The sequence below is a fragment of the Rhodococcus sp. NPDC060086 genome, assembly GCF_042730275.1.
Taxonomy (GTDB): domain Bacteria; phylum Actinomycetota; class Actinomycetes; order Mycobacteriales; family Mycobacteriaceae; genus Rhodococcus.
On the sequence record NZ_JBHWWZ010000008.1, the window covers coordinates 112,212 to 135,824 of the forward strand.

Sequence of the window (23,613 nt, forward strand, 5' to 3'; positions counted from 1 at the left end):
GGTGCCCGATGTACGCGTCACCCGGCGCGGTTCCCGCTCGTCGACCATGCGGTGAACCTACCCGGACAGAGTCCGGGTAGGTTCACCGATGCTCGAGTGACGGGAAACGAGTGGGCGTCAGGCGACGCCCGGATCCGAGGTCGGAGCCCCAGCGGCCGTGACATCGTCGATCCGGTACTTCGCCGCTGCCTCGACCGCGCGAGCCACATCGATCGCACCTTCGCGGCCGAGCGCGGCGAGCACCGCGACGACCGTCGACTCCGCGTCGATGTTGAACACACGACGCGCTGCGGGACGAGTATCGGAGAACCCGAACCCGTCGGCCCCGAGCACGGTGTAGTCGCCCGGCACCCACTGGCGGATCTGGTCGGGCACCGCACGCATCCAGTCGGACACCGCTACGAACGGGCCTGCCGCGTCGTCGAGCACCCGCTGCACGTACGGGACGGCGGGGTCCTGGCCGGGGTCGAGGAGGGCCTGGCGGTCGCACTCGATGCCTTCGCGGCGGAGTTCACCCCAGGAGGTCACCGACCACACGTCGGCCGAGACGCCCCACTCGTCGGCGAGCATCTGCTGGGCACGCAGCGCTTCGGGCATGATCACGCCCGAAGTGAGGATCTGCGCCTTCGGGCCCGATTCTGCGCCACGCTGGTACAGGTAGATGCCCTTGAGCAAGCCCTCGACGTCGAGGTTCTCGGGCTCGGCCGGCTGTGTGTACGGCTCGTTGTAGATGGTGATGTAGTAGAAGATGTTCTCGCCACCGAAGCCCGGCTCGAGCGTTCCGTCCGACGCCATCGTGCCGCCGTACATACGGCGCAGGCCGTCGCGCATGATGTGGGCGATCTCGTAGGAGAACGCAGGGTCGTACGTCACGGCTGCCGGGTTGGTGGAGGCGAGAAGCAGCGAGTGCCCATCGGCGTGCTGCAGACCTTCACCGGTGAGCGTGGTGCGTCCGGCGGTGGCGCCGAGCACGAACCCGCGAGCCATCTGGTCGGCCGCTGCCCACAGGCTGTCGCCGGTGCGCTGGAAGCCGAACATCGAGTAGAAGATGTACACCGGGATCATCGGCTCGCCGTGCGTCGCGTACGAGGTTCCGACCGCGGTGAACGACGCCGTCGATCCGGCCTCGTTGATGCCCTCGTGCAGGATCTGGCCGACCTCGCTCTCCTTGTAGGCGAGCATGAGATCCGCGTCCACCGACGTGTACAGCTGACCGTTGCGGTTGTAGATCTTCAGCGACGGGAACCACGAGTCCATACCGAACGTACGGGCCTCGTCCGGGATGATCGGCACGATGCGCTTGCCGATCTCCTTGTCGCGGAGAAGCTCCTTGAGCACGCGCACGACCGCCATGGTGGTGGCCACCTGCTGCTTGCCGGAGCCCTTGCGGACCACGTCGTACGTCTTCGCCTCGGGCTGCTTCAGCGGTGCCGCATTCGTACGTCGCTCGGGGATGAACCCGCCGAGGTTCCGGCGACGCTCGAGCATGTACTCGATCTCGGGTGCGTCGAAACCCGGATGGTAATACGGCGGTGCCGTCGGATCCTTCTCGAGTTCCGCGTCGGAAATGGGGATGCGCTGAACGTCGCGGAAGTACTTCAGGTCTTCGAGGGTGAGCTTCTTCATCTGGTGGGTCGCATTGCGGCCCTCGAAGTGCTTGCCGAGCGTGTAGCCCTTGATGGTGTGGGCCAGGATCACCGTCGGCTGCCCCTTGTGCTCCAGCGCGGCCTTGTACGCGGCGTGGATCTTGCGGTAGTCGTGCCCGCCGCGCTTGAGGTTCCAGATCTGCTGGTCGCTGAGGTGCTTGACCAGTTCCTTGGTGCGCGGATCGCGCCCGAAGAAATGCTCGCGGACGAAGGCGCCGTCGTTGGCCTTGTAGGTCTGGTAGTCGCCGTCCGGGGTGACATTCATGAGATTGACCAGCGCGCCGTCCTTGTCGGCATGCAGCAGTGAATCCCACTCGCGGCCCCACACGACCTTGATGACGTTCCAGCCCGCACCGCGGAAGAACGACTCCAGTTCCTGGATGATCTTGCCGTTGCCGCGCACCGGACCGTCGAGGCGCTGCAGGTTGCAGTTGACGACGAACGTGAGATTGTCGAGACCCTCGGTCGCGGCGACATGCGCGAGGCCACGCGATTCGGGTTCGTCCATCTCGCCGTCGCCGAGGAACGCCCACACATGTTGCTTCGAGGTGTCCTTGATGCCACGATCTTCCAGGTAATGATTGAAACGTGCCTGGTAGATGGCGTTCATCGGGCCGAGGCCCATCGACACCGTCGGGAACTCCCAGAAGTCGGGGAGCAGTCGCGGGTGCGGGTACGACGGCAGAGCGCCGCCCTGGTTCAGGTGGCTGTGCTCCTGACGGAAACCGTCGAGTTGCTCGGCGGGGATACGACCTTCGAGGAAGGCGCGTGCGTAGATACCGGGCGAGGCGTGGCCCTGGATGAAGATCTGGTCGCCGCCACCGGGGTGGTCCTTGCCGCGGAAGAAGTGGTTGAAACCCACTTCGTACAGGGCGGCGGACGAGGCGTAGGTGGAGATGTGGCCACCGACCCCGATACCGGGGCGCTGCGCGCGGGTCACCATGATCGCGGCGTTCCAGCGAATGTAGGCGCGGAAGCGGCGCTCGACCTCTTCGTCACCGGGGAACCACGGTTCGCTCTCGGTGGGAATGGTGTTGACGTAGTCGGTGGAGGTCAATGCCGGTATCGACACGTGGCGCTCGCCGGCACGCTCGAGCATGCGCAACATCAGGTAACGCGCCCGCGACGGTCCCGCGGCCTCGAGCATTCCGTCGAAGGACTCGAGCCACTCGGAGGTTTCCGCCGGGTCGATGTCCGGCAGGTAGGAAGCCACGCCCTCGCGGATGACCCGAACCCGGTTCCCTGTGGCGGGCGCCTGGTTTTCGGTCGAGGGGCCCGTACCCGAAACGCCCGGTGTGGCGGCGTTCGCTCGGGATTCGGGGCCGTGGATCAGGTCTGTCAACGTCAGCTCCTCATCGTGGTGGGGCGCGTAGGTGTAGCGCCCACTCCGTTGGTCGGCTCTTGTGGGAGCCGACTCATCGACATCTGAACATGATGCACCCCTCATCTTCCCCTATCGTGCTCGATGTGGCACTGTTCACCCCTCCGATCGACCTTCATGGCAGCCCGGTGGACTGCTTCGATGGAGGGCGCGTAGCGTCGATCCAGAAGATTCTCGGCGGAATCGCAGCGTTTCGGGTTGCGTTCAGGCGCCCGACCATGTTCGCTTTGATCAATCGAACGTCACACCGGTACGCGGAAGCTCCGCGGCCACAATCTTGAGGAGGACCCACCGTGGTCGCGGCGGCGGATGCCAAGAACAGTGTTTCGAAGCTCGGTATCAAGCACGACCACGTGGTGCAAGAACTCGGCTGGGACGAGGACACCGACGAGGAGTTGCGTGCAGCGATCGAGGAGGTCACCGGTACGGAGCTGCTCGACGAGGACTCCGACGAGGTCGTCGACACCGTGCTGCTGTGGTGGCGAGAGAGCGACGGTGACCTCGTGGACACCTTGATGGACGTCGTGAGCCCGCTCGCGGAAGACGGCGTCGTCTGGGTTCTGACTCCCAAGACGGGGCGCCCGGACCACGTCGAGCCCAGTGAGATCGCCGAATCGGCGACCACCGCAGGCCTGACGCAGACCTCGGCGACCAATCTCGGGGACTGGATCGGCAGCCGGCTGGTGCAGCCGAAGACCGGCCGTCCGCGTCGCTGAGCCGACACCTCCTCCGAATAAAGGAAACCCCTTTCGATGGCGATCGCCGTGGGCGCCGAAGCGCCCGATTTCACTCTGAAGGACCAGAACAATCAGGAAGTGACCCTGTCGAGCTTCCGGGGCGTCAAGAACGTGCTGCTGGTGTTCTACCCACTTGCGTTCACCGGTGTGTGCCAGGGCGAGCTGTGCGCCGTGCGCGACGACCTGCCGACCTTCGAGAACGACGACACCGCGATCCTCGCCGTGTCGGTGGGTGCATCCCCGACCCACAAGATCTGGTCCGCAGAGCAGGGTTACACCTTCCCGCTGCTGTCGGATTTCTGGCCGCACGGTGAGGTGGCTCAGGCGTACGGCGTGTTCAACGACAAGCTCGGCTTCGCGAACCGCGGAACGTTCGTGATCGACAAGGCAGGCGTCGTGAAGTTCGCGGAGGAAAATGGGCCCGGAGAACCCCGTGACCAGCAGGCTTGGGTCCGGGCGCTCGCCGCGCTAAAGTCCTGAGGTGAAATCGGCAGCCTCCGGTTGCCGATTTTCGGGCGTGTAGCTCAGTGGTAGAGCTCTGGTTTTACACACCAGCGGTCGGCGGTTCGATACCGTCCACGCCCACCGAAGCACAAGGCTCGACTCCGATCGGTTGTTCACCGGTCGAGGTCGAGCCTTCTTCCGTTTCCAGGCGCGCGGTGTTCCGGCCGACTATCGGACCGTGGTGCCTGCGGCGGTGGCATACGCCTCGGCGAGCAGTGCCGAGAGGGCGTCGTCGAGGTCGTCCGCCGACGAGAGACTCAGGCGGTGGGTGGTGACGCTGCCGGTCGTGGGGTACGCCTCTCGCAACGTCGGGTGATGGATGCGCCGTGTGAGGTCGAGTGCTGCCTCGAGTCGTGTGGCGTACAGGAAAGCGGCAGCGAACACCCGCGGCCCCGACGAAGACATCCGAGCCCATGAGATCTCCGAGGTGTGCACCGTCTCTTCGACGTCGTCACCCAGTGCGAGGACCAGAGTGCGGAATCGCCGGAACGCGTCGACGGCCGCGGGGTCCTTGTCGGCCAGGTAGTCGTCGACGGTCGAATACATCGGGAACTCCTCGTGTGGTGAAACACCGGGCAGTGACGTGTCGCAGTACGCGGTCACCGGTGTCCGCCGTAGCGGTCGGCCAGCTTGTCGCTGGTGGTGTGAGACGTCGAGGTGGACCGCACGGATCCCGAACGCACGATTTTCGCGTCGTTCGACGGCGGTTTCGTCTCCGCGGGGGCACCCTCATCGGTGCTCCGTGCCTTCGCCTTCCGACGTTCCCGAATTTCCGCCCATACGAAGTATGCGAGCCCGAGGGGCGCCATGATGCCGAATGCGAGCCACTGCAACCCGTACGACAGGTAGGGGCCGGCATCGAGCTGAGGCAATGCTTTCGCCTCGAGGACACCGGGTTGCTCCGGGTCGAGCTGAAGGTATCCGCCGACCAGGTCGAGCCCGGATGCCGCGGCGATCTGGCCGGAGTCGATGAAGTAGACCTGCAGATGGCCGGCGTCGGTGAATGGATCCTTGCCCTCGACGGTGCCCTCCGACATACGGATTCGGGCATCGAGCGTCACCGGCCCGGTCGGTGCGGGAGGAATTTCCGGTACCGCGGTGCCCTCGACGGGACGCACGTAACCGCGGTCGATGAGGACGGTGCTCCCGTTGTCGAGGACGAACGGTGTGAGGACCTCGTAGGCAGGTTTGGACTCGGTGCTCCGCAGACGCACCAGGACATCCGAATCGTGGAGGTAACTACCGTCGGCGATCACCCGCCGCCATTCGGTCTCGACGGTGGCGCCGCCGTCCCCGAACAGTTCACCCACCGGCACCGGGTCCTGCGACACGGACTCGGCGATGCGGCCGTTGCGCTCATCGGTGCTCGTATTCTTGCCGAGCTGCCACGGTGCCAGCACGGTGAAGCATGCGTAGGCGAAACCACCCACTACCAGAGCGAGAACAAGCCAGCTCGGGCGGAGAAGAAATGACAGTCGGCGCACATGTCCACGGTAGACCGTGATGTGTATCTCACTGCTGCCGCACCCGGTCGAGCAGGCCGGGTACCTATGCCCCGATCTGTTCCCGTACCTGCTCGAATGCATACCCGGCGCATACCGTCGCTGTCATGTTCCCCGGCGCTGTGTCACTGCCCGCCGGGTCACTGCCTGCCGGTCAGGAGGTGCTGGAGGTCCGCGACGGCGGCGACGGACTTCGCGGCAACGGCACCCTCGGATTCGGTGCCGTATCCCCATTCGACGAACAGCGTGGGGATTCCGAACCGACCGGCTCCGTGGATGTCGTGTTCACGGTCGCCGACCATCACGACATCGGCGGTGCCACCGCGCTCGGCGTCGACGGCATCGACACCGAGCGCAGCGAGGCTGTGCGCGACCACGTCGACCTTCGCGCGACGGACGCCGTCCTCGCTCGCCCCACCGATGAACTCGAAGTGCTGCGCGACTCCGAAATGTTCGAGGATCCGCACGGCGGCCGCCTCGTTCTTCGAGGTTGCCACTGCAAGGCGGCTGCCGGTGTCGCGGACGGCCGCGAGCATGGTGCCGACGCCGTCGAACAGCGCGTTCTCGGACCAGCCGGTCTCCGTGTAGTACTCGCGGTAGGCTGCCAGACCCGCCTCGATCGCGTCATCGCCGAGACCGAAGGAACGCAGGGTGTCGAGCATCGGCGGCCCGAGCAGCCACTCGAGGTTCCCGTCGGGAACGGCGAAACCGACGGTCTCGGCTGCGTGGCGGAAACCATTGATCACTCCCGTCGCGGAATCGGTCAGGGTGCCGTCGAGGTCGAACAACACGACCGGGGCGGGCAGCAACAGCGGGTGCGGATCAGCGAGAAGGGTCACGCGGACATTGTCCCCGGTTCTCGAAGAACCGCAGCGTAGGGTCGTCGGCGATACAGGACTGTGAGCGAGAGATTCGAGTAGGAGGACACGTGACGGCCACGCTTCGTGAGGTGATCGACGTACTCGACACGGCGTATCCGCCGTCGTTGGCGGAATCGTGGGATTCCGTGGGTCTGGTCGCGGGTGATCCCGACGACCCGGTCCGCAAGGTGCTGCTCGCTGTCGACGCCACGTCCGCCGTCGTCGATCAGGCTCTCGAATGGGGTGCCGACCTGCTGCTCGTGCACCACCCGTTGTTGCTCCGCGGCGTCGACACCGTCGGCGCCCACACGCCCAAGGGCGCACTCATCCACCGGTTGATCCGGGGCGGCTGCGCGTTGTTCACTGCACACACCAACGCCGACCGGGCCGATCCCGGCGTATCCGATGCGCTGGCGCAGGCCTTGGGCCTGACCGGATTGCGACCACTCGACCCCAAGCCGGAACCGGCCACCGACAAATGGGTGGTGATGGTGCCTGGTGCCGCGTCCGACGCCGTGCGGGCCGCGTTGTTCGAGGCCGGAGCCGGGGCCCTCGGCAACTACCGCGAATGCTGTTGGACGGCGTCCGGGACCGGACAGTTCCGTCCCGTCGACGGCGCCGACCCGACCATCGGGGCAGTCGGGGAACTCGAGCAGGTTGCCGAGGACCGCATCGAAATGATCGCCCCTCGCCGCGCCCGCGCCGCGGTGTTTGCGGCGCTGCGCAGCGCTCACCCCTACGAGGAACCCGCGTTCGACGTGTTCGAGCTCGCCGAACTGCCGAGCAGCCGCGGGCTCGGCCGCGTGGGCGAGTTGCCTCACACACAGACACTGCGCGAGTTCACCGAGACCGTCGCTGCGGCGCTGCCCCCCACCGAGTGGGGTGTGCGCGGTGCGGGCGACCCCGAACGCCCCATCCGGACGGTGGCGGTGTGCGGAGGATCGGGCGACTCGTTCCTCGGAAAGGTCTCCGCTCTGGGAGTCGACGCGTATGTGACCGCTGACCTGCGGCATCACCCCGCGGACGAACATCTTCGGACCGGCGGGCCGGCGCTCGTCGACGTCGCACACTGGGCCAGCGAACAGCCGTGGTGCGCGCAGGCGAGCGCGATCCTGGACGAGGCGTTCGGTGAGCGCGAAGCCTGGCAGTCCCGCGTGAGTGACCTACGCACCGATCCCTGGACGACAGCGGCCCGCGCGGTACGGTAATCAGCTACGAGACCGTCGTCGCGGCTCGGCCGCGACCAGGGCCGTCGCGGCCTTTCCCGAGCGAGAACCCGAAAGCAGGAACCACCCGAGTGAACGTCGAACCCGCAGTGCAGGCAAAGCTCCTTTCCATCGCCTCAGTGGACAACGAGCTCAATCGTCTCGCGCACCGTCGCCGCACCTTGCCGGAACAGCAGGAGGTGGATCGGCTCCAGACCGAGCGGGCGTCCCGGAAGGACGCGGCCGTTGCCGTCGAAATCGTGCTCGACGACCTCGACCGTGACATCCGCAAGATCGAGGGCGAGATCGAGGCCGTGCGACAGCGCGCGCAGCGCGACCGCGCTCTGCTCGAGGGCGGCACCATCGGCTCGAAGCAGCTCACCGAGCTGCAGCATGAGCTCGGCAGCCTCGAACGCCGCCAGGCGGTGCTCGAGGACGACCAGCTCGACGTCATGGAGCGGCGCGAGGCATCGAAGGCCGACCACGATCACGCCGGAGCGCAGGTGTCGCAGATCGACGACGAGCTCGGCGATGCGACCCGTGCCCGCGACGAGGCGCTCGCGGACATCGAGGTTGCCGAGGGTCGCTGCCGTAGCGACCGGGAGACCCTGGTTGCGACATTGCCCTCCGAGTTGGTGACCGTCTACGAGAAGCAGCGTGAGCGGTCGGGCATCGGCGCGGCACTGTTGCAGGCCCGCCGTTGCGGCGCATGCCGCATCGAATTGGACCGCGGCGAGATCGCCCGCATCAAGGCCGCGCCTGCCGACGCAGTCGTCCACTGCCCGGAGTGCAACGCGATCATGGTTCGTACCAAGGAATCAGGTCTGTGAGTCGGGTCGTCGTCGAGGCCGATGGCGGTTCTCGCGGGAATCCGGGTCCCGCCGGTTACGGTGCGGTCGTCTTCGGCTCGGATCACAGGACGGTACTCGCTGAACGCAACGCGAGCATCGGTCGTGCCACCAACAACGTGGCCGAATACCGTGGATTGATCGCAGGGCTGACTGCGGCCGCGGAGCTCGGTGCCGACGATGTCGAGGTCCGGATGGATTCGAAGCTCGTCGTCGAGCAGATGTCGGGGCGCTGGAAGGTCAAGCATCCCGACATGATTCCGCTCGTTGCCCAGGCACGGGAGTGGGCGTCGAAGTTCTCGCGCGTGAACTACACCTGGGTGCCGCGCGCGGAGAACGGATACGCCGACAGGCTCGCGAACGAAGCGATGGATGCGGCCGAGAACCCGGCCGCGGCCGCCGAGACACCGAAGGCTCCGGGATGGACCGGCGCGACCGGCACGCCGACACGAATACTGCTGTTGCGTCACGGCCAGACTCCGCTGTCGGTGGAACGTCGTTACTCGGGGCGCGGGAACCCCGAGCTCACCGAGCTGGGTCGTGGCCAGGCCGCCGCGGCCGCACAGATGGTCGCGGGGCGCGGCGGGATTGCCGCGGTGGTGTCGTCGCCGCTGGGGCGGGCGCGGGACACCGCGGCCGCGGCCGCCGACGCGTTGAATCTTCCGGTCGTCGTCCACGACGGACTGATCGAGACGGACTTCGGCGGGTGGGAGGGTCTCACCTTCGCCGAAGCCGCCGAGCGTGACGTCGATCTGCACAGGCGGTGGCTCGGCGACACGTCGGTGCGGCCACCCGGCGGGGAGAGCTTCGACGACGTGCGCATGCGTATCGCGGGTGTCCGCGACGACCTGACGACGGACTATCCGGGTGCGACGGTACTCGTGGTCTCGCACGTGACACCGATCAAGACGCTGCTGCAGTTCGCGCTGGATTCCGGTCCGTCGCTGCTGTATCGCCTGCATCTGGATCTGGCGTCGCTGAGTATCGCCGAGTTCTATCCGGACGGCGGGTCGTCGGTGCGCTTGGTCAACGACACGTCGTATCTGTAAGGCCCCAGCACAAACGAAAAGTGGCCGCGCAGACATGTCGGGGGTGTGCCTGCGCGGCCACTCACAAGGTCTATCGGGTGTGCGCCTTGCTCGTTACACACATTCGGAAAGTCCTTTTCGGAAAGTTCCCGTTTCGGCTTACGACCGCATCGTGGTGGCAGAAGGTGTGCGCGTTCTGTCAAGATGGTGTCATCCCGCGAGCAGGAGGTACGGCGATGAACGGCCACCAGGTTCATGCGTATGCCACCGGCCCTGCTGCTCCGGCACCCTTTGCTGTCGTGCCCGCCCCGGACTTCGTCGAGGACCGGCGACCGTGGTGGCGGCGACATCCGATTCTCACCACCGTCGGAGTGCTGTGGCTGATCGGTTTCGCTCAGGAGGAACCGGCGGGCGCGGCGGTGATGCTCCTGCTTGTACTCGCTGTGGCCGGGGCGGGAATCCGCCGGCGCTCCCTCGCCGAGCGTCGCCGCGAGGAAGCCGCGATCGCCGCTCGTGCCGATGCACAGCACCAGGCGTACCTCAATGGTGACCCTGTCGGCATCTACGGGTTCCCGGCCGCGCCCGCGCCGCTCCCTCAGCCGATTCCGTACTACCGTCCCGCAGCCCGGACCTGGACCGCGCCGTACACCCAACAGCCGTACACCCAGCAGCCGTACACCCAGCAGTGGGTGGCGCACGCGCACTACGGGCAGCACCGGATGTATCACCGCTAGATCGGAGATTCACACAGTTTGCGCACTGTCCGCAGATTGCGGTTGGTGGTCACCGCTTTGAACCGGGACGCGCCGATCTTCTTGCCGAACACGCTGCCGATCGTCTCTCCTTTCTCGACCTCCCAGTACACGACACCGTCACCGACCGCGATCCTCTCGACCGCCGGATCGAGCGTGTCGGTGAGGGCAGCCAGTTCGCCGAGCACCGACTCGTCAGCAACGAACACCGCATACGCGTGCTGACCGTCGACGTGCTCATCGAATGGATAGGCGTCGGCAACAGCAGAGAGGTACGACTGCGGATGGACGAACACGTACGCGTCGTATCCGAACCGGTCGGTCAGCGCGCGCTCGATCGAGCGTTTCAGGTCGACGGCGGTGTCGTCCGCGTCGAACAACACATTCCCCGACGCGAGGACGGTGCGGACGTTGCCGAATCCGAGGTCGGTGAAGAGTGCGGCCAGATCGGCCATCTTGATCCTGACGCCGCCGACATTGATTCCGCGCAGTAGCGCCACGTATCGAGTCATGCTCGAAGACCGTAGTTCGCATCGGTGACATCCGGGGCGCTACTCTGTTCGAGCGGATGAGTCGGCCGGGCGACCGCGGAGCAGGGAACCGGCACCGAATGGTGCGAGGCCCTGAATCGAGGAAAGTCCGGACTCCACAGAGCAGGGCGGTTGCTAACGGCAACCCGAGGTGACTCGCGGGACAGTGCCACAGAGAACAGACTGCCTGCCCTTCGGGGCAGGTGAGGGTGAAACGGTGCGGTAAGAGCGCACCAGCACCCCGGGTGACCGGGGTGGCTAGGTAAACCCCGCCCGGAGCAAGGTTGAAGGCCGCACCGGATCCCTTCGGGGAACCGGTGCGGCTGCGCAGGTGTTCGAGGGCTGCTCGCCCGAGCCTGCGGGTGGACCGCTCGAGGCACCCGGCAACGGTGTGTCCAGATGGATGGTCGCCACCCCGTCTCGACGGGGGACAGGATCCGGCTTACAGGCCGGCTCGTCCGCTCTGTCCCTGTGCCGTCTACCAGGGCTTGTTTTCGGCCCAGCGCTACTCGTCGATCACAGAGGTCCGACGACCAGCAGATGCGCCCAGTGTGAGGCAGCTTCCGGCCCGATGTACGGAAGAAGGGTGTCGAAGAGAATGTACGACATGTATGCGGCTCCTCATTGATGGCGGTCTGTGATGCCGGGCCGACGGTACCAGCCACGCCGAAGGCCGTGTAGCGGGAAAAAGTCGACCTTGTTCGGGCACACTTGAACCATGAGCGACGAGGGCTGGTACTACGACGTGAGCACAGGCAAGGTCAGTCAGGGCAAGGATCCCGGTGCCCTCAACCGCATGGGACCTTATCCCGACAAAGACACCGCCGAACGCGCGCTGCAGATCGCTGCCGAGCGAACCAAGGCGGCCGACAAGGCCGACGACGAGTGGAACAACTGACCGAGTGGAACAACGGACACTGCGGTACGCAGGAGAGCTGAAGCAGTGGTGACAGCACCTTTCGTCGTCGCACCCGCGATCGACTTCGGCTCCGTGCGCTCCGAGTTCGGTCTCGAGGACGGATATCCGGCGGATGCACTCGCGGAAGCCCGCGCGTTCTCGGACCGGTTCGCCGGCGACAGGGACGACCGCACCGACCTCGCGCTGGTGACCATCGATCCGCCCGGCTCGATGGATCTGGACCAGGCGCTCCACCTCGTCCGCACGGAGGACGGCTTCGTCCTGCACTACGCGATCGCCGACGTGTATGCCGTCGTGGAACCCGGTGGTGCTCTCGAAACGGAAACCCATCGCCGGGGACAGACCTTCTACCTGCCCGACGGGTCGGTCCCGCTGCACCCGCGAGAGTTGTCGGAGAATGCGGCGAGTCTGCTCCCCGAGTCGGTCCGCCCGGTGGCGCTGTGGCGGATCGAGATGGACGACCGCGGCGAACCAGTCGACGTCACCGTTCGGCGTGCGCTGGTCCGTTCGGTGGCACGACTCGATTACGCCGGTGTGCAACGTGACGCCGACGCGGGGACGCTGCACCCGTCGATCGCGGCGCTGCCCGAGTTCGGGCGGCTGCGGGCGGCGGCAGCCCTCGAACGTGGCGCCATCGAGTTGCGTCTACCCGAGCAGGACGTGACGCCCGAGAAAGACGGCTGGAGGTTGACGGTGCAGCCCCGCACCGACGCCGACGACTGGAATTCACACGTATCGCTTCTCACCGGAATGTGCGCGGCACGGACGATGCTCGACGCGAAGGTCGGGTTGCTGCGAACCCTGCCGCAGGCGGACTCGGATGCTGTTGCGGCACTGCGTCGTACCGCGAAGGCTCTGGGAGTGCCGTGGGTCGACGATCTGGAGGTCGGCGCGTTCCTGGCGGGTCTCGATGCGAACGAACCGTCGACGCTCGTGCTCATGAGCGAGGCCCCGGCCTTGCTGCGCGGCGCATCGTATGCGGCGTTCGACGGGGAACTCCCCGAGATGAGTCTGCACGGCGCGATTGCGGCGCCCTACGCGCACGTGACCGCTCCGCTGCGGCGGTTGTCGGACAGGTACGCCACCGAGGTGTGTCTGGCGGTATCGGCCGGCGTCGAGATTTCGTCGCACGTCCGCGACACCCTGCCGGGTCTACCGAAGATCATGTCGTCGTCGGACTCTCTGTCGGGGAAGATCGGACGCGCGTGCGTCGACCTGACCGAGGCGGTGGTGCTCTCGTCGCGCATCGGTGAGAAATTCGAGGCTACCGTGACCAAGGACGCCACCGACCGACGCGACGCCGAGGTGTTCGTCGAATCCGAGACCGTCATCGCGCCGTGTGCGGGGAAACCGCGGGAGGGCGAGCACGTCACTGTCCGGCTGACCCGTGCAGACCCCGCGACCCGAATGGTGGAGTTCGCATATGAGCACTGACCTCCGGCGCACCGGTCGCAGGCGGCGAATCGCCACGAGGGTCGCCGCCGTTCTCGCCGCGATCGTGGTGATGCTGGGTGCGGTCGTGTGGTGGTGGGCGCCGAGTCGGTACCTGCCGTGGGACACCGCGACATTCCCCGTTGTCGACGCCGCTGCCTTGTCGGAGGAGCAGGCGGCGGTCGTCCGCCTACTCGAGGACGAACACCGGACCCAACGTCCCGGCACCTTCTACTCGGAGGGCGTCGAGGAACAGTGGTGCGCCGACTTCGTCAGCTGGATCATGCGGGAGGCCGGTATGCCACTGACGAATCCGCACTCCGGACACTGGCGGATCCCCGGCGTGTACACCCTGCAGGAGTACTACGAGCAGCACGATCGATACGAACCCGTGGATTCCGGCTACCGGCCCGAAGTGGGCGACGTCGTTCTGTACGAGAACACCGCCGGCTTCGGCCAGCACACCAACATCGTCGTCGCGGTCGACGGTGATGAGGCGATCACCGTGGGCGGCAACGAATTCGGTCGAATCCGCGTCCACACGCTCGAATGGTCGGACGACTCGGCTGTGGTGGGGTTCGGCCGGCTCCCGCAGTGACACCGAGAACTACGGCGTGATGCCGATGACGACCGGCGCCTGGCGGCCGGTGGGCGGTGGGCGGTGCTATCGGAACAGAGGTGTTATCGGAACAGATCTGTCGCTTCCAGCAGATGGTGGGTGATACCGGGCTCGTGCGCAGAATGCCCGGCATCATCGACGATGTGCAACGCCGAGTCGGGCCAGGCGCGATGGAGATCCCACGCGCTCGTCGCGGGGCACACCACGTCGTAACGGCCCTGCACGATCACGCCGGGGATTCCGTCGAGGAGGTGCGCGTCCCGTAACAACTGCCCTTCGTCGAGGAACCCGCGATGGTAGAAGTAGTGGTTCTCGATACGGGCGAAGGCGAGTGCGAAGCGGGGCTCTGCGGTGTCGGCGACATGTCCGGGTTGCGGCAGCAGCGAACTCGTTCCGCCCTCCCAGGTCGACCATGCGACCGCTGCGCGCAACGCGACGTCCGGGTCGGGGGAGTGCAGCAGCCGGTGATAGGTGTCGACCGGATTCTCGCCGGCATCCGCGCCGGTCAGCGGTGCGAGGAACCCTTCCCACAGATCCGGGAAGACCGCCCCGGCACCCCCGTTGTAGTACCAGTCGATCTCGGCGCGGCGCAGTAGGAAGATTCCGCGCAGCACCAATTCGGTGACCCGGTCGCGATGACGTTGCGCATAGGCCAGCGCGAGTGTGGACCCCCACGATCCGCCGAACACCATCCACCGTTCGATGTTCAGGAAAACGCGCAGCCGTTCGATGTCGGCGAGAAGATGGTCGGTCGTGTTGACCGACAGGTCGGCCCCGTCCGCGACGTGCGGCCGCGAACGACCGCACCCGCGCTGGTCGAACATCACGATCCGGTAGGCCTCGGGGTCGAAGAACCTGCGCTGCTCGGGTGAGATACCACCCCCCGGCCCGCCGTGGAGGAACACCACGGGCTTGCCGTCCGGGTTTCCGCTGACCTCCCAGTACACCTGTTGTTCGTCGCCGACAGGGAGGTAGCCGTGCTCGAACGGTTCGATCGCGGGGTACGGCTCGCGACGTTCGGTCATCGCCTAGAACCCGACGAGGGCCGACGCGAGATCCGGAATCTGCAGGGAGGACAACGTCTCGTCGCGCACCTGGGAGCACTGTTCGGAGGTGATGGTGTCGACGCGCGCGCGATCGCCGGCCAGCGCGATCAGATCGACACCGTTCGCCGCACCCCATTCACCGACGAGGATGTTCAGACCACCCTTGCCGACGGACGGCGTGTAAGTACGCCAGCTCTGCAGTTGGCCCTCCATGCGGGCGCACAGGTCGGCGGCCTGGGCTTCGGTGACACCGCCGGGCCCCTGCGCCGGTTCGGAGGCCGGCGGTGTGTTCGACGTCGTGGGATCCGCGGTGGTTCCGGGGGCGCACGCGCCGAGGAAGCCGATCATGGCTGCAGCTGCGGCAGCAGCGACGGGAACGCGTCGGAATCGGGTCATGGGTGTGCGCACCTCACGGTTCGGTGGTCGTGGTCGCCGTCGAGTGTGCCATCGAATCCGGAAACGCCGATGAGCGCCCTTCTAAGCTGGGTCCATCGTGTCCGACCGTCGAGGAGTCAGGTGACATGGCCGATCTCGCACTGCTTCGCCGACGGGACGGAATCGGCTCATGACCGCGTCCGTCCTCGGCAATTCCGCACTCGTCCTCACGTTCATCTTGCTGGGTGGAGTGTTCGCGGCGACCGAGATCGCGCTGATATCACTCAATGCCGGACGGATCCGGGCGCTCGAACGACGAGGTGGCCGGGCGGCCCGCGTCGGCGCGCTTGCGCGTGATCCGAACCGATACCTGTCGGCCGTGCAGATCGGTGTCACCGTCGCAGGGTTCTTCTCCGCCGCATACGGTGCTTCGGCGATCGCACCTGGACTGGAGCCGATACTCAACGGTTGGGGATTGCCGACCGGTGCGGCGTCGGCGGTTGCGCTCGTCCTCACCACGCTCGTGATCGCGTACTTGTCGCTGGTGCTCGGTGAACTCGTGCCCAAGAGGATCGCCCTGCAGCGCGCCACGAGTGTGGCGCTCCTGGCCGGGCCCGTCCTCGACAAGTTCGCGTTCGTGATGCGCCCGGTGATCCGGTTGTTGTCCGTGTCCACGGATCTGGTCGTGCGAGCCCTCGGCGGAGACCCTGCTGCCCGGGGTGAGGAGGTCACCCACGACGACCTTCGGGACATGGTCCACCAGACGGCTATTCCGGAGCACGAACGGATGCTGTTGTCGGAGGTGTTCGACGCGGTGGAACGGTCGCTGGCCGAAGTCATGTTGCCGCGCACCGAGGTGCACTTTCTCGAGGCGTCGGCTCGGATTGCCGATGCGCGTGACGACGCGCTGCGCGGTGGGCACATCCGGTATCCGGTGACGGGGCGATCACTCGACGACGTCGTCGGGGTCGTCCACGTCCGCGATCTGATTCTTGCCGATCCCGACGCGATGGTCCGCGATGCGTGCCGTGAAGTGTTGCACCTGCCGATGACCATCCCTGCGTTGACGGCCCTGCACGATCTGCGGCTCGGCGACCAGCAGTTCGCCATCGTCGTCGACGAGTACGGCGGTACGGCCGGGATCGTCACCCTCGAGGACGTCGTCGAGGAGATCATCGGTGAGATCGGCGGTGACACCGGCGATCGGGACGCGGGTAGGGAGTCGAATTCGGATGCGGGGTGTGTCGACGGGTTGATGATCGTCGAGGACTTCTCAGCGGAGACCGGGATCGCACTACCGGACGGAGACTACGAGACGGTCGCGGGGTTCGTGCAGGAACGCTTGCAACATCTCCCGGTCGTGGGGGACAGTGTCGTCGTCGGCGGGTGTCGACTGATCGTCGATTTGCTGGACGGCCGCCGGGTTGCGAGTGTGCGGCTGGTCGCGGTCGACGACGAGATTTGACACCGATCAGGACAGTGCCGACGCCGATGACTGCTCGGACATCCGCGAGCGTCGTACCCGGCGAACCACCCATTTTTCCAATTCTGCAACCACGAACACCAACAGACCCGCGCCGAGTACCTTGGCCCAGTCGGCGGGCGCCAATGCCGCCGAACCGAAAACCACCTGCATGAACGGTGCGTACGTGAAGAGCAGTTGCAGCAGCGCGCACAGTGCGACGGCGCCGAGGACGTAAGGGCTTCCGAGCAATCCTTCGCGGTCGAGTACCGAGTTGTAGATGCGGCGGCTGTTGAAGAGGTAGAACATCTCGGCGACGACGATCGCGTTGACCGCGACGGTGCGGGCGACCTCGACGGAGGTGCCGGATTCGAGCTCCCACAGGAACAACCCGAGAGAACCCGCCATCATCAGTACAGACACCATCGCCACCCGCCATACGAAGAACGGGGTCATCAGCGACTCTCCCGGTGGACGAGGCGCGCGCTGCATCACTGACTTCTCGGTGGGTTCGAAAGCCAAGGCGAGGCCGAGGGTGCTCACGGTGGCCAGGTTGATCCACAGCACCTGAGCGGGAGTCATCGGAAGGGTCAGCTGGAACGCGATGGCCGCGACGACCACGAGTGCTTCGCCGCCGTTCGTGGGCAGCATGAACAACACGAACTTCTTGATGTTGTCGTAGATGCCGCGGCCCTCGCGTACCGCTGCTGCGATGCTGGCGAAGTTGTCGTCCGCGAGCACCATGTCGGCCGATTCCTTCGCCGCCTCGGTGCCGCCCTTTCCCATGGCGATGCCGACGTCGGCGCGGGTGAGCGCGGGGGCATCGTTGACTCCGTCGCCGGTCATGGCGACTACCTCACCGTTCTTCTGAAGCGCGCGCACGAGCCGCAGTTTGTGTTCGGGACTGGCGCGCGCGAACACGTCGGTCTCGGCGACGACGCGCCGCAGGGCTGCGTCGTCGAGTGCTTCGATCTGCGCGCCGGTCACCGGTACTCTGCCGACGCCCAGGCCCATCTGGGCGCCGATTTCTCCGGCTGTGTCGGCGTGGTCGCCGGTGATCATCTTGACTTCGATTCCGGCGCGGTGGCATTCGCGTACTGCGACGATGGCTTCTTCGCGCGGTGGGTCGATGATGCCGACGAGCGCAAGAACCGTGAAGCCGTCGAGCGCGTCCTCGAATTCGAGCGTTCCGGTATCGGCTTCGCGGTCGCGGTACGCCAATGCAAGCAACCGCAACCCTTGGGCGGCGATCTCACGGGCGCGGCGATCCCAATATGCAGTGTCGATGGTGTGGCGGTCGCCGGTGTCGTCGAGTTGGTGTGTGCATGCCGCGAGGACGTTCTCGGGGGCGCCCTTGAGGAGGATCCGTTCGCGTCGTCCGTCGTCGTGGCGGTGGAGGGTGGCCATGAACCGGTGTTCGGATTCGAACGGGACGACATCGAGACGTGGCCATGTGGCGATGGCAGCCTCCGCATGGAGGCCTGCCTTCCTGCCGAGCACCAACAGCGCGGCCTCGGTGGGGTCGCCGTCGATCTCCCACGAGCCGTCGGTCTCGAATAGCCGTGAGTCGTTGCACAGCACACCGGTCCGGAGTGTGAGATCCAGCGCTGCGGAGGATTCTCGGGCGATGGCGGTGCCCTCACCGGTGGTGAGGTTACCCACCGGTGCATAGCCCACCCCGCCCACATCGATCGTTCGGTGCGCGCCCACGATCTTCTGCACGGTCATCTCATTACGGGTGAGGGTGCCCGTCTTGTCGGAGCAGATCACCGTCACGGAACCGAGGGTCTCGACCGCAGGGAGCCTGCGTATGACAGCGTTGCGGCGTGCCATGCGCTGTACGCCGAGGGAGAGTGCCACCGTCATCACAGCGGGGAGGCCCTCGGGAATTGCGGAGGCCGCCAGTGCCACCGCCATCGTGAACATCTCGGCCGGCGTCTCGCCGCGGACGAACACGCCGAAGAGATATGTTGCCGCTGCGGCGACCAGGATCACGGCCGCGAGCCACCGGCCGAAACCGTCGATCTGACGCAGTAGCGGCGTGGTGGTGGTGTCGATTCCGGACAGCAACGCGTTGATGCGGCCGAGCTCGGTGTCGGGGCCGGTTGCGACGACAACGCCGTCGCCCTGGCCGAACACCGCGACTGTCCCGGCATAGCAGGACGAGTGGCGGTCGCCCAGGTCGCTGCCTTCGTCGACGGGTGAGGTCGACTTCTCGACGGGCAGGGATTCGCCGGTAAGAGCTGCCTCGTCGATGCGGAGATCACGTGAGCGGATCAGCCGCAGATCTGTGGGGACGCGGTCGCCTGATACGAGCCGAACCACATCGCCGGGAACGAGGTCTGATGCCGCGATGTCGACGATTCGGCCGTCCCGGTGCACCCGAGTGTGCGGTGCGAGCATCGATCGGATCGAGTCGAGCGCCGATTCTGCTCGACCTTCCTGAACGAACCCGATCAAGGCATTGACGACGACAGCGCCGAGTAGCACACCCGTGTCGATCCAGTGTTCGAGGAACGCGGTGACGACGGCGGCGCCCATCATCACGTACAACAGGACATTGTGGAACTGGCGCAGCAGACGCCACCACCAACGATCCGAGCGGGGAGTCGGGAGGCTGTTGGGGCCGTATACGGCGAGCCTGCGCGCGGCCTCCGCCGAATCGAGTCCTCCGTCGGATGCTTCGAGTCGAGTGAGGGTTTCACCCGGCTCGAGTGCGTGTCATGGCGTACTCATTGCCCGCACTTTACCCACGGTGGGTGCAGTGCGCCCGGGGTGGGCGTGACCTCAGAAGGAGTGTTCGGGGCCGGGGAAGACTCCGCTCGCGACCTCGGTCGCATACTGCGCTGCCGCACTGCGCAAGTCGTCGCCGATCGACCCGAACTTCTTGACGAACTTCGCCGTCTTGCCGCTCGTGTATCCGGCCATGTCCTGCCAGACGAGTACCTGCGCGTCGCATTCGTTGCCTGCGCCGATGCCGACCGTGGGAATGGTCAGCTTGCGGGTGACCTGGCCTGCGATCTCGGCGGGAACCATCTCCATCACGACGGAGAATGCGCCGGCTTCCTGCACTGCGATGGCGTCTGTGATGAGTTGTTCCGCGCCGTCGCCACGGCCCTGCACCCGGAACCCGCCGAGGGTGTTGACGGACTGCGGTGTGAAGCCGATGTGTGCCTGCACGGGGATGCCGGCAGCGGTGAGCGCAGCGATCTGGGGTGCGATGCGTTCGCCGCCCTCGAGCTTGACGGCGTGCGCGCCGCCTTCCTTCATGAACCGGATGGCGGTGGCCAGGGCCTGCTCGGGGGATGCCTCGTAGGTGCCGAACGGCAGGTCGGCGATCACGAGGGCGTGCGGAGCACCGCGGACGACGCCGCGGACCAGCGGGAGAAGTTCATCGACGGTCACCGGCACCGTGGTGTCGTAGCCGTAGACGACGTTGGCGGCGGAATCGCCGACGAGGAGCACCGGAATTCCGGCCTCTTCGAAGATGCGGGCAGTGGAGTAGTCGTACGCGGTCAACTCTGCCCAGCGGGCGCCTTCGGCCTTCATCGCTTGCAGGTGGTGGACTCGCGTCTTGCGCTTGGGGGTGTCTGCCGGGGCGGGGCCGCCACCGTACACGGACGTCACATTTTCCGACATCATTGTCTCTTTCTTCCTCGAGGCCCTACTGAGGGTCCCCGGGCGGGTGATGACAGTCTCAGTCTGCCACCGGTGAAGGCAACGGCTAAGGCTTCGAGTCGGTGCGTTTGGTCACACGGTGGGGTGCAGTCGTGAACATGGCACGATCCGAGGGTGCCGGTTTCTGCGCGTGTGCGCTCACGTCGTCTGTCCGTTGTCCTCGTCGCAGTGGGTGCACTGGTGCTGGCCGGATGCGCCGATACCGCGACCGAGGAGCGAGCGCCGTCCACGGTCGCGGTGCCCGAGGAACTGGCGCACTTCTACCAGCAGGACGTCGAGTGGGAGGGCTGCGGAGATTACGGCATCGACGGCCCGGTACTTGCTCGAAGCGGCGCCCAGTGCGGCCGGATCTCGGTGCCGCTCGATTACGCCGATCCGAACGGGCAGACCGTGATGCTCGCGGTCTCGCGGATCGAGGCGGAAGGCGATCGGATCGGTTCCATCCTGCTCAACCCCGGAGGGCCCGGGGCATCGGGGTTGTCCACCGTGCTCGCTGCGACAGGTACCGAACTGACCGGACAGTTCGACATCGTCGGATTCGATCCGCGCGGCATCGGTTCGTCCGACCCTCAAGTTCGATGCCTCACTGCCGCGGAGACCGATGCCGATCGCGCCGTCGACGACGGTGATCGCAGTCCCGCAGGGATCGAGGCGGCCGAGAAACGCAACCGCGAGTACGCGCAGTTGTGCGCGGAACGCACCGGCGAGGATCTGCTCGCGCATGTCGGCACCGCGGACGTGGTGCGCGACATGGATGTGATCCGAGGTGTGCTCGGCGACGACTCCTTGAACTTTCTCGGGTACTCGTACGGAACCCGGCTCGGCACGGTCTACGCGGAAACCTTCCCGGATCGGGTGCGCGCGATGGTCCTCGACGGCGCGATCGACCCGGAACAGGACCCGGTCGAGGAGATCGTGTTGCAGGCAGAAGGGTTCCAGAAGGCATTCGACGAGTTCGCTGCCGACTGCGCGGGTCAAGGCGACTGCCCCCTGGGCAACGACCCGGCACAGGCGTCGACACGGTTCCATCAACTCGTCGGGCCGCTGATCGCGGCGCCCGCCCGCACCACCGACCCGCGGGGGCTGAGCTATCGCGACGCGATCACCGGAGTTCAGCAGGGCCTGTACTCGTCGGCTCTGTGGGGGTCGCTGCGCGCCGGCCTGAGCGCCCTTTCCGACGGCACCGGCGACACGCTCCTCCGTCTCGCTGATCTGTATGAAGGGCGGCAGGACGACGGTACCTACAGCAACATCAACGACGCGTTCAACGCGGTCCGCTGCGTCGACGACCAGCCGGTGACCGATCGGGCGATCGCGGGTGAACTCGACATGCGTTTCCGGCAGGCGGCGCCCTTCCTCGACGACGGACGCGGAACCGGGGAGGCGCCCCTCGACGTGTGCGCATTCTGGCCCGTTCCGGCGACGGGGGAACCGCACACCCCGGACGTGCCCGGGTTGCCTCCCGTGCTCGTGGTCTCGACGACCGGCGATCCTGCCACCCCGTACCAGGCCGGGGTGGACCTGGCCCGTCAGCTCGGGGGCGCATTGGTGAGCTTCGACGGAAACCAGCACACCGCTGTGTTCGACGGTAACGACTGTGTCGATGACGCTGTGATCAGCTATTTCGTCGACCTCGAGGTACCCGGGACCGACCCGCACTGCTGACCCGGCGCGAGTGTGAGCGACACGCCACGAATGGGAATGGGCGATGTAACACGGAATTAACGGATCATGCCTACGCTCGCCGATATGGATCGCCAGAAGGAGTTCGTGCTCCGCACCCTCGAAGAGCGCGACATTCGGTTCGTGCGTCTGTGGTTCACCGACGTTGTCGGGACCCTCAAATCCGTGGCGATCGCCCCGGCCGAACTCGAGGGTGCCTTCGAAGAAGGCATCGGCTTCGACGGCTCGGCCATCGAGGGCTTCTCCCGCATCTCCGAGGCCGACATGGTCGCGCGCCCCGATGCCACGACCTTCCAGGTGCTGCCCTGGATGGACGACCGCGGCCACCAGTACTCGGCGCGGATGTTCTGCGACATCACCATGCCGGGTGGCACCCCGAGTTGGGCAGACCCACGGCACGTGTTGCGTCGTCAGCTCAACAAGGCGAGCGATCTGGGTTTCAGCTGCTACGTGCACCCCGAGATCGAGTTCTTCCTCGTCGAGAACGGCGAACCCGGTGCTCCGCCGGTCCCGGCCGACGACGGAGGCTACTTCGACCAGTCGGTGCATCGTTCGGCACCACACTTTCGTCGCCACGCCATCGACGCACTCGAATCGATGGGGATCTCCGTGGAGTTCAGCCATCACGAGACCGCGCCCGGTCAGCAGGAGATCGACCTGCGGTACGCCGATGCGCTGTCGATGGCCGACAACGTGATGACCTTCCGCTACGTGGTCAAAGAGATCGCGATGGCAGAGGGCGTGCGAGCCACATTCATGCCCAAGCCTTTCCAGCAGTACGCGGGCTCGGCCATGCATACCCACATGTCGTTGTTCGAGGGCGAGACCAACGCATTCCACGACCCGGACGATCCGCTGCAGCTCTCGGCGACGGGCAAGGCGTTCATCGCAGGCATCCTCGAGCACGCGCCCGAGATCAGCGCGGTGACCAATCAGTGGGTCAACTCGTACAAGCGCATCGTGCACGGCGGTGAAGCCCCCACCGCTGCATGCTGGGGGCCGTCCAACCGATCGGCGCTCGTCCGCGTACCGATGTACACGCCGAACAAGGCATCGTCGCGCCGAGTCGAGATCCGTACCCCGGACTCGGCCTGCAACCCGTACCTTGCGTTCGCAGTGCTGGTCGCGGCCGGCTTGCGGGGCATCGAGAAGGGTTACACCCTCGCGCCCGAGGCAGAGGACGACGTGTGGGCACTGACGGCCGCCGAACGCCGGGCGATGGGTTACAAGGAGCTGCCCACCGACCTCGACATCGCGTTGCGCGAGATGGAGAACTCGGAACTGGTCGCCGAAACCCTCGGTGAACACGTGTTCGACTATTTCCTGCGTAACAAATGGCGGGAATGGGAGAACTATCGGAGTCAGGTGACCCCGTTCGAGCTCGAGCAGTACCTGGGGCTGTAGACG

The 23,613-nt window shown here is 66.2% G+C and carries 20 protein-coding genes, 1 tRNA gene, 1 other RNA gene and 1 pseudogene; 14 read left to right on the forward strand and 9 right to left on the reverse strand.

The features are described from left to right. Window positions 1-117: 117 nt before the first annotated feature. Window positions 118-2,988 (reverse strand): pyruvate dehydrogenase (acetyl-transferring), homodimeric type, encoded by a 2,871-nt coding sequence (gene aceE, locus ACFWB0_RS07635; RefSeq protein WP_378489831.1) that lies wholly within the window; start codon window positions 2,986-2,988, stop codon window positions 118-120. 332 nt (window positions 2,989-3,320) lie between these two features. Between aceE and ACFWB0_RS07640 the strand changes: the two genes are divergently transcribed. From ACFWB0_RS07640 to ACFWB0_RS07650, 3 genes are all read left to right on the forward strand, one after another. After that, window positions 3,321-3,743 carry a DUF3052 domain-containing protein gene (locus tag ACFWB0_RS07640; RefSeq protein ID WP_378489832.1) on the forward strand — a complete coding sequence of 141 codons (423 nt, stop codon included), beginning with the start codon at window positions 3,321-3,323 and terminating at the stop codon, window positions 3,741-3,743. A gap of 36 nt (window positions 3,744-3,779) precedes the next feature. Next, the gene (locus ACFWB0_RS07645) at window positions 3,780-4,244 is read left to right on the forward strand and encodes a peroxiredoxin (RefSeq protein ID WP_378489833.1); all 465 of its coding nucleotides are present in this window, start codon (window positions 3,780-3,782) and stop codon (window positions 4,242-4,244) included. Between the two features lie 33 nt (window positions 4,245-4,277). After that, window positions 4,278-4,349 (forward strand) — tRNA-Val (locus ACFWB0_RS07650). A gap of 87 nt (window positions 4,350-4,436) precedes the next feature. On the opposite strand, the gene ACFWB0_RS07655 is transcribed toward ACFWB0_RS07650, so the two are convergent. From ACFWB0_RS07655 to ACFWB0_RS07665, 3 genes are all read right to left on the reverse strand, one after another. Beyond that, window positions 4,437-4,814: a DUF5655 domain-containing protein gene (locus tag ACFWB0_RS07655; protein ID WP_378489834.1), complete on the reverse strand. Its 378-nt coding sequence runs from the start codon at window positions 4,812-4,814 to the stop codon at window positions 4,437-4,439. Window positions 4,815-4,867: 53 nt separating this feature from the next. Then, window positions 4,868-5,752, reverse strand: coding sequence for an SURF1 family protein (locus ACFWB0_RS07660; protein WP_378489835.1), 885 nt, complete (start codon window positions 5,750-5,752; stop codon window positions 4,868-4,870). A 158-nt stretch (window positions 5,753-5,910) separates the two neighbouring features. Then, window positions 5,911-6,609 (reverse strand): HAD hydrolase-like protein, encoded by a 699-nt coding sequence (locus tag ACFWB0_RS07665; protein ID WP_378489836.1) that lies wholly within the window; start codon window positions 6,607-6,609, stop codon window positions 5,911-5,913. A gap of 89 nt (window positions 6,610-6,698) precedes the next feature. Here ACFWB0_RS07665 and ACFWB0_RS07670 point away from each other — a divergent pair, with 89 nt between their 5' ends. From ACFWB0_RS07670 to ACFWB0_RS07685, 4 genes are all read left to right on the forward strand, one after another. Continuing rightward, on the forward strand, window positions 6,699-7,838 hold the full coding sequence (locus ACFWB0_RS07670; RefSeq protein ID WP_378489837.1) for a Nif3-like dinuclear metal center hexameric protein: 1,140 nt from the start codon (window positions 6,699-6,701) through the stop codon (window positions 7,836-7,838). An 89-nt stretch (window positions 7,839-7,927) separates the two neighbouring features. Then, entirely contained in the window at window positions 7,928-8,665 is a 738-nt protein-coding gene (locus tag ACFWB0_RS07675; protein ID WP_378489838.1) for a zinc ribbon domain-containing protein, read from the forward strand. Continuing rightward, window positions 8,662-9,732 carry a bifunctional RNase H/acid phosphatase gene (locus tag ACFWB0_RS07680; RefSeq protein WP_378489839.1) on the forward strand — a complete coding sequence of 357 codons (1,071 nt, stop codon included), beginning with the start codon at window positions 8,662-8,664 and terminating at the stop codon, window positions 9,730-9,732. The genes ACFWB0_RS07675 and ACFWB0_RS07680 overlap by 4 nt, the downstream gene beginning before the upstream one ends. 215 nt (window positions 9,733-9,947) lie before the next feature. Further along, the gene (locus ACFWB0_RS07685) at window positions 9,948-10,445 is read left to right on the forward strand and encodes a hypothetical protein (protein ID WP_378489840.1); all 498 of its coding nucleotides are present in this window, start codon (window positions 9,948-9,950) and stop codon (window positions 10,443-10,445) included. Here ACFWB0_RS07685 and ACFWB0_RS07690 read toward each other — a convergent pair. After that, a complete protein-coding gene (locus ACFWB0_RS07690; protein ID WP_378489841.1) occupies window positions 10,442-10,975 on the reverse strand; it encodes a DUF1697 domain-containing protein in 534 nt (177 codons plus the stop codon). The two genes, ACFWB0_RS07685 and ACFWB0_RS07690, sit on opposite strands and share 4 nt — an antisense overlap. Before the next feature lie 57 nt (window positions 10,976-11,032). On the opposite strand from ACFWB0_RS07690, the gene rnpB reads away from it, so the two are divergent. The 4 genes from rnpB to ACFWB0_RS07710 all read left to right on the forward strand — a co-directional run bounded on the left by rnpB (window position 11,033) and on the right by ACFWB0_RS07710 (window position 13,941). Beyond that, window positions 11,033-11,454, forward strand: an RNA gene (gene rnpB / locus ACFWB0_RS07695) — RNase P RNA component class A. A 257-nt stretch (window positions 11,455-11,711) separates the two neighbouring features. After that, window positions 11,712-11,891 carry a hypothetical protein gene (locus tag ACFWB0_RS07700; RefSeq protein WP_054807486.1) on the forward strand — a complete coding sequence of 60 codons (180 nt, stop codon included), beginning with the start codon at window positions 11,712-11,714 and terminating at the stop codon, window positions 11,889-11,891. A 45-nt stretch (window positions 11,892-11,936) separates the two neighbouring features. After that, complete coding sequence (locus tag ACFWB0_RS07705) at window positions 11,937-13,346, forward strand: RNB domain-containing ribonuclease (protein WP_378489842.1); 1,410 nt, start codon at window positions 11,937-11,939, stop codon at window positions 13,344-13,346. Continuing rightward, window positions 13,336-13,941: a CHAP domain-containing protein gene (locus tag ACFWB0_RS07710; RefSeq protein ID WP_378489843.1), complete on the forward strand. Its 606-nt coding sequence runs from the start codon at window positions 13,336-13,338 to the stop codon at window positions 13,939-13,941. Before ACFWB0_RS07705 ends, ACFWB0_RS07710 begins: the two co-directional genes overlap by 11 nt. 83 nt (window positions 13,942-14,024) lie before the next feature. Here the strand turns inward: ACFWB0_RS07710 and pip are convergent, their stop codons facing one another. Both pip and ACFWB0_RS07720 read right to left on the reverse strand, forming a co-directional pair. Next, window positions 14,025-14,987 (reverse strand): prolyl aminopeptidase, encoded by a 963-nt coding sequence (gene pip, locus ACFWB0_RS07715; RefSeq protein ID WP_378489844.1) that lies wholly within the window; start codon window positions 14,985-14,987, stop codon window positions 14,025-14,027. 3 nt (window positions 14,988-14,990) lie between these two features. After that, complete coding sequence (locus ACFWB0_RS07720; protein WP_378489845.1) at window positions 14,991-15,404, reverse strand: hypothetical protein; 414 nt, start codon at window positions 15,402-15,404, stop codon at window positions 14,991-14,993. A 169-nt stretch (window positions 15,405-15,573) separates the two neighbouring features. Between ACFWB0_RS07720 and ACFWB0_RS07725 the strand changes: the two genes are divergently transcribed. Further along, window positions 15,574-16,848, forward strand: a complete 1,275-nt coding sequence (locus tag ACFWB0_RS07725) for a hemolysin family protein (protein ID WP_378489846.1) — start codon at window positions 15,574-15,576, stop codon at window positions 16,846-16,848. 6 nt (window positions 16,849-16,854) lie between these two features. Here the strand turns inward: ACFWB0_RS07725 and ACFWB0_RS07730 are convergent. Both ACFWB0_RS07730 and panB read right to left on the reverse strand, forming a co-directional pair. Continuing rightward, window positions 16,855-19,566: pseudogene (locus ACFWB0_RS07730) on the reverse strand (cation-transporting P-type ATPase); the annotation flags it as partial. 66 nt (window positions 19,567-19,632) lie between these two features. After that, complete coding sequence (gene panB, locus ACFWB0_RS07735; RefSeq protein WP_378489868.1) at window positions 19,633-20,484, reverse strand: 3-methyl-2-oxobutanoate hydroxymethyltransferase; 852 nt, start codon at window positions 20,482-20,484, stop codon at window positions 19,633-19,635. A gap of 153 nt (window positions 20,485-20,637) precedes the next feature. Here panB and ACFWB0_RS07740 point away from each other — a divergent pair, with 153 nt between their 5' ends. Together ACFWB0_RS07740 and ACFWB0_RS07745 are read left to right on the forward strand one after the other, a co-directional pair. Continuing rightward, window positions 20,638-22,188, forward strand: a complete 1,551-nt coding sequence (locus tag ACFWB0_RS07740) for an alpha/beta hydrolase (protein WP_378489847.1) — start codon at window positions 20,638-20,640, stop codon at window positions 22,186-22,188. 84 nt (window positions 22,189-22,272) lie between these two features. Beyond that, entirely contained in the window at window positions 22,273-23,610 is a 1,338-nt protein-coding gene (locus ACFWB0_RS07745) for a glutamine synthetase family protein (protein ID WP_378489848.1), read from the forward strand. The last annotated feature ends 3 nt before the right edge of the window (window positions 23,611-23,613 follow it).

What these genes read in the sequence shown, in the direction of transcription:
- ACFWB0_RS07645 (WP_378489833.1), top strand. Translation starts at nt 3,780, where the DNA reads ATGGCGATCGCCGTGGGCGCCGAAGCGCCCGATTTCACTCTGAAGGAC.
- ACFWB0_RS07655 (WP_378489834.1), bottom strand. Translation starts at nt 4,814, where the DNA reads ATGTATTCGACCGTCGACGACTACCTGGCCGACAAGGACCCCGCGGCC.
- ACFWB0_RS07685 (WP_378489840.1), top strand. Translation starts at nt 9,948, where the DNA reads ATGAACGGCCACCAGGTTCATGCGTATGCCACCGGCCCTGCTGCTCCG.
- ACFWB0_RS07690 (WP_378489841.1), bottom strand. Translation starts at nt 10,975, where the DNA reads ATGACTCGATACGTGGCGCTACTGCGCGGAATCAATGTCGGCGGCGTC.
- ACFWB0_RS07700 (WP_054807486.1), top strand. Translation starts at nt 11,712, where the DNA reads ATGAGCGACGAGGGCTGGTACTACGACGTGAGCACAGGCAAGGTCAGT.
- ACFWB0_RS07710 (WP_378489843.1), top strand. Translation starts at nt 13,336, where the DNA reads ATGAGCACTGACCTCCGGCGCACCGGTCGCAGGCGGCGAATCGCCACG.
- pip (WP_378489844.1), bottom strand. Translation starts at nt 14,987, where the DNA reads ATGACCGAACGTCGCGAGCCGTACCCCGCGATCGAACCGTTCGAGCAC.
- ACFWB0_RS07720 (WP_378489845.1), bottom strand. Translation starts at nt 15,404, where the DNA reads ATGACCCGATTCCGACGCGTTCCCGTCGCTGCTGCCGCAGCTGCAGCC.
- ACFWB0_RS07725 (WP_378489846.1), top strand. Translation starts at nt 15,574, where the DNA reads ATGACCGCGTCCGTCCTCGGCAATTCCGCACTCGTCCTCACGTTCATC.
- panB (WP_378489868.1), bottom strand. Translation starts at nt 20,484, where the DNA reads ATGTCGGAAAATGTGACGTCCGTGTACGGTGGCGGCCCCGCCCCGGCA.
- ACFWB0_RS07745 (WP_378489848.1), top strand. Translation starts at nt 22,273, where the DNA reads ATGGATCGCCAGAAGGAGTTCGTGCTCCGCACCCTCGAAGAGCGCGAC.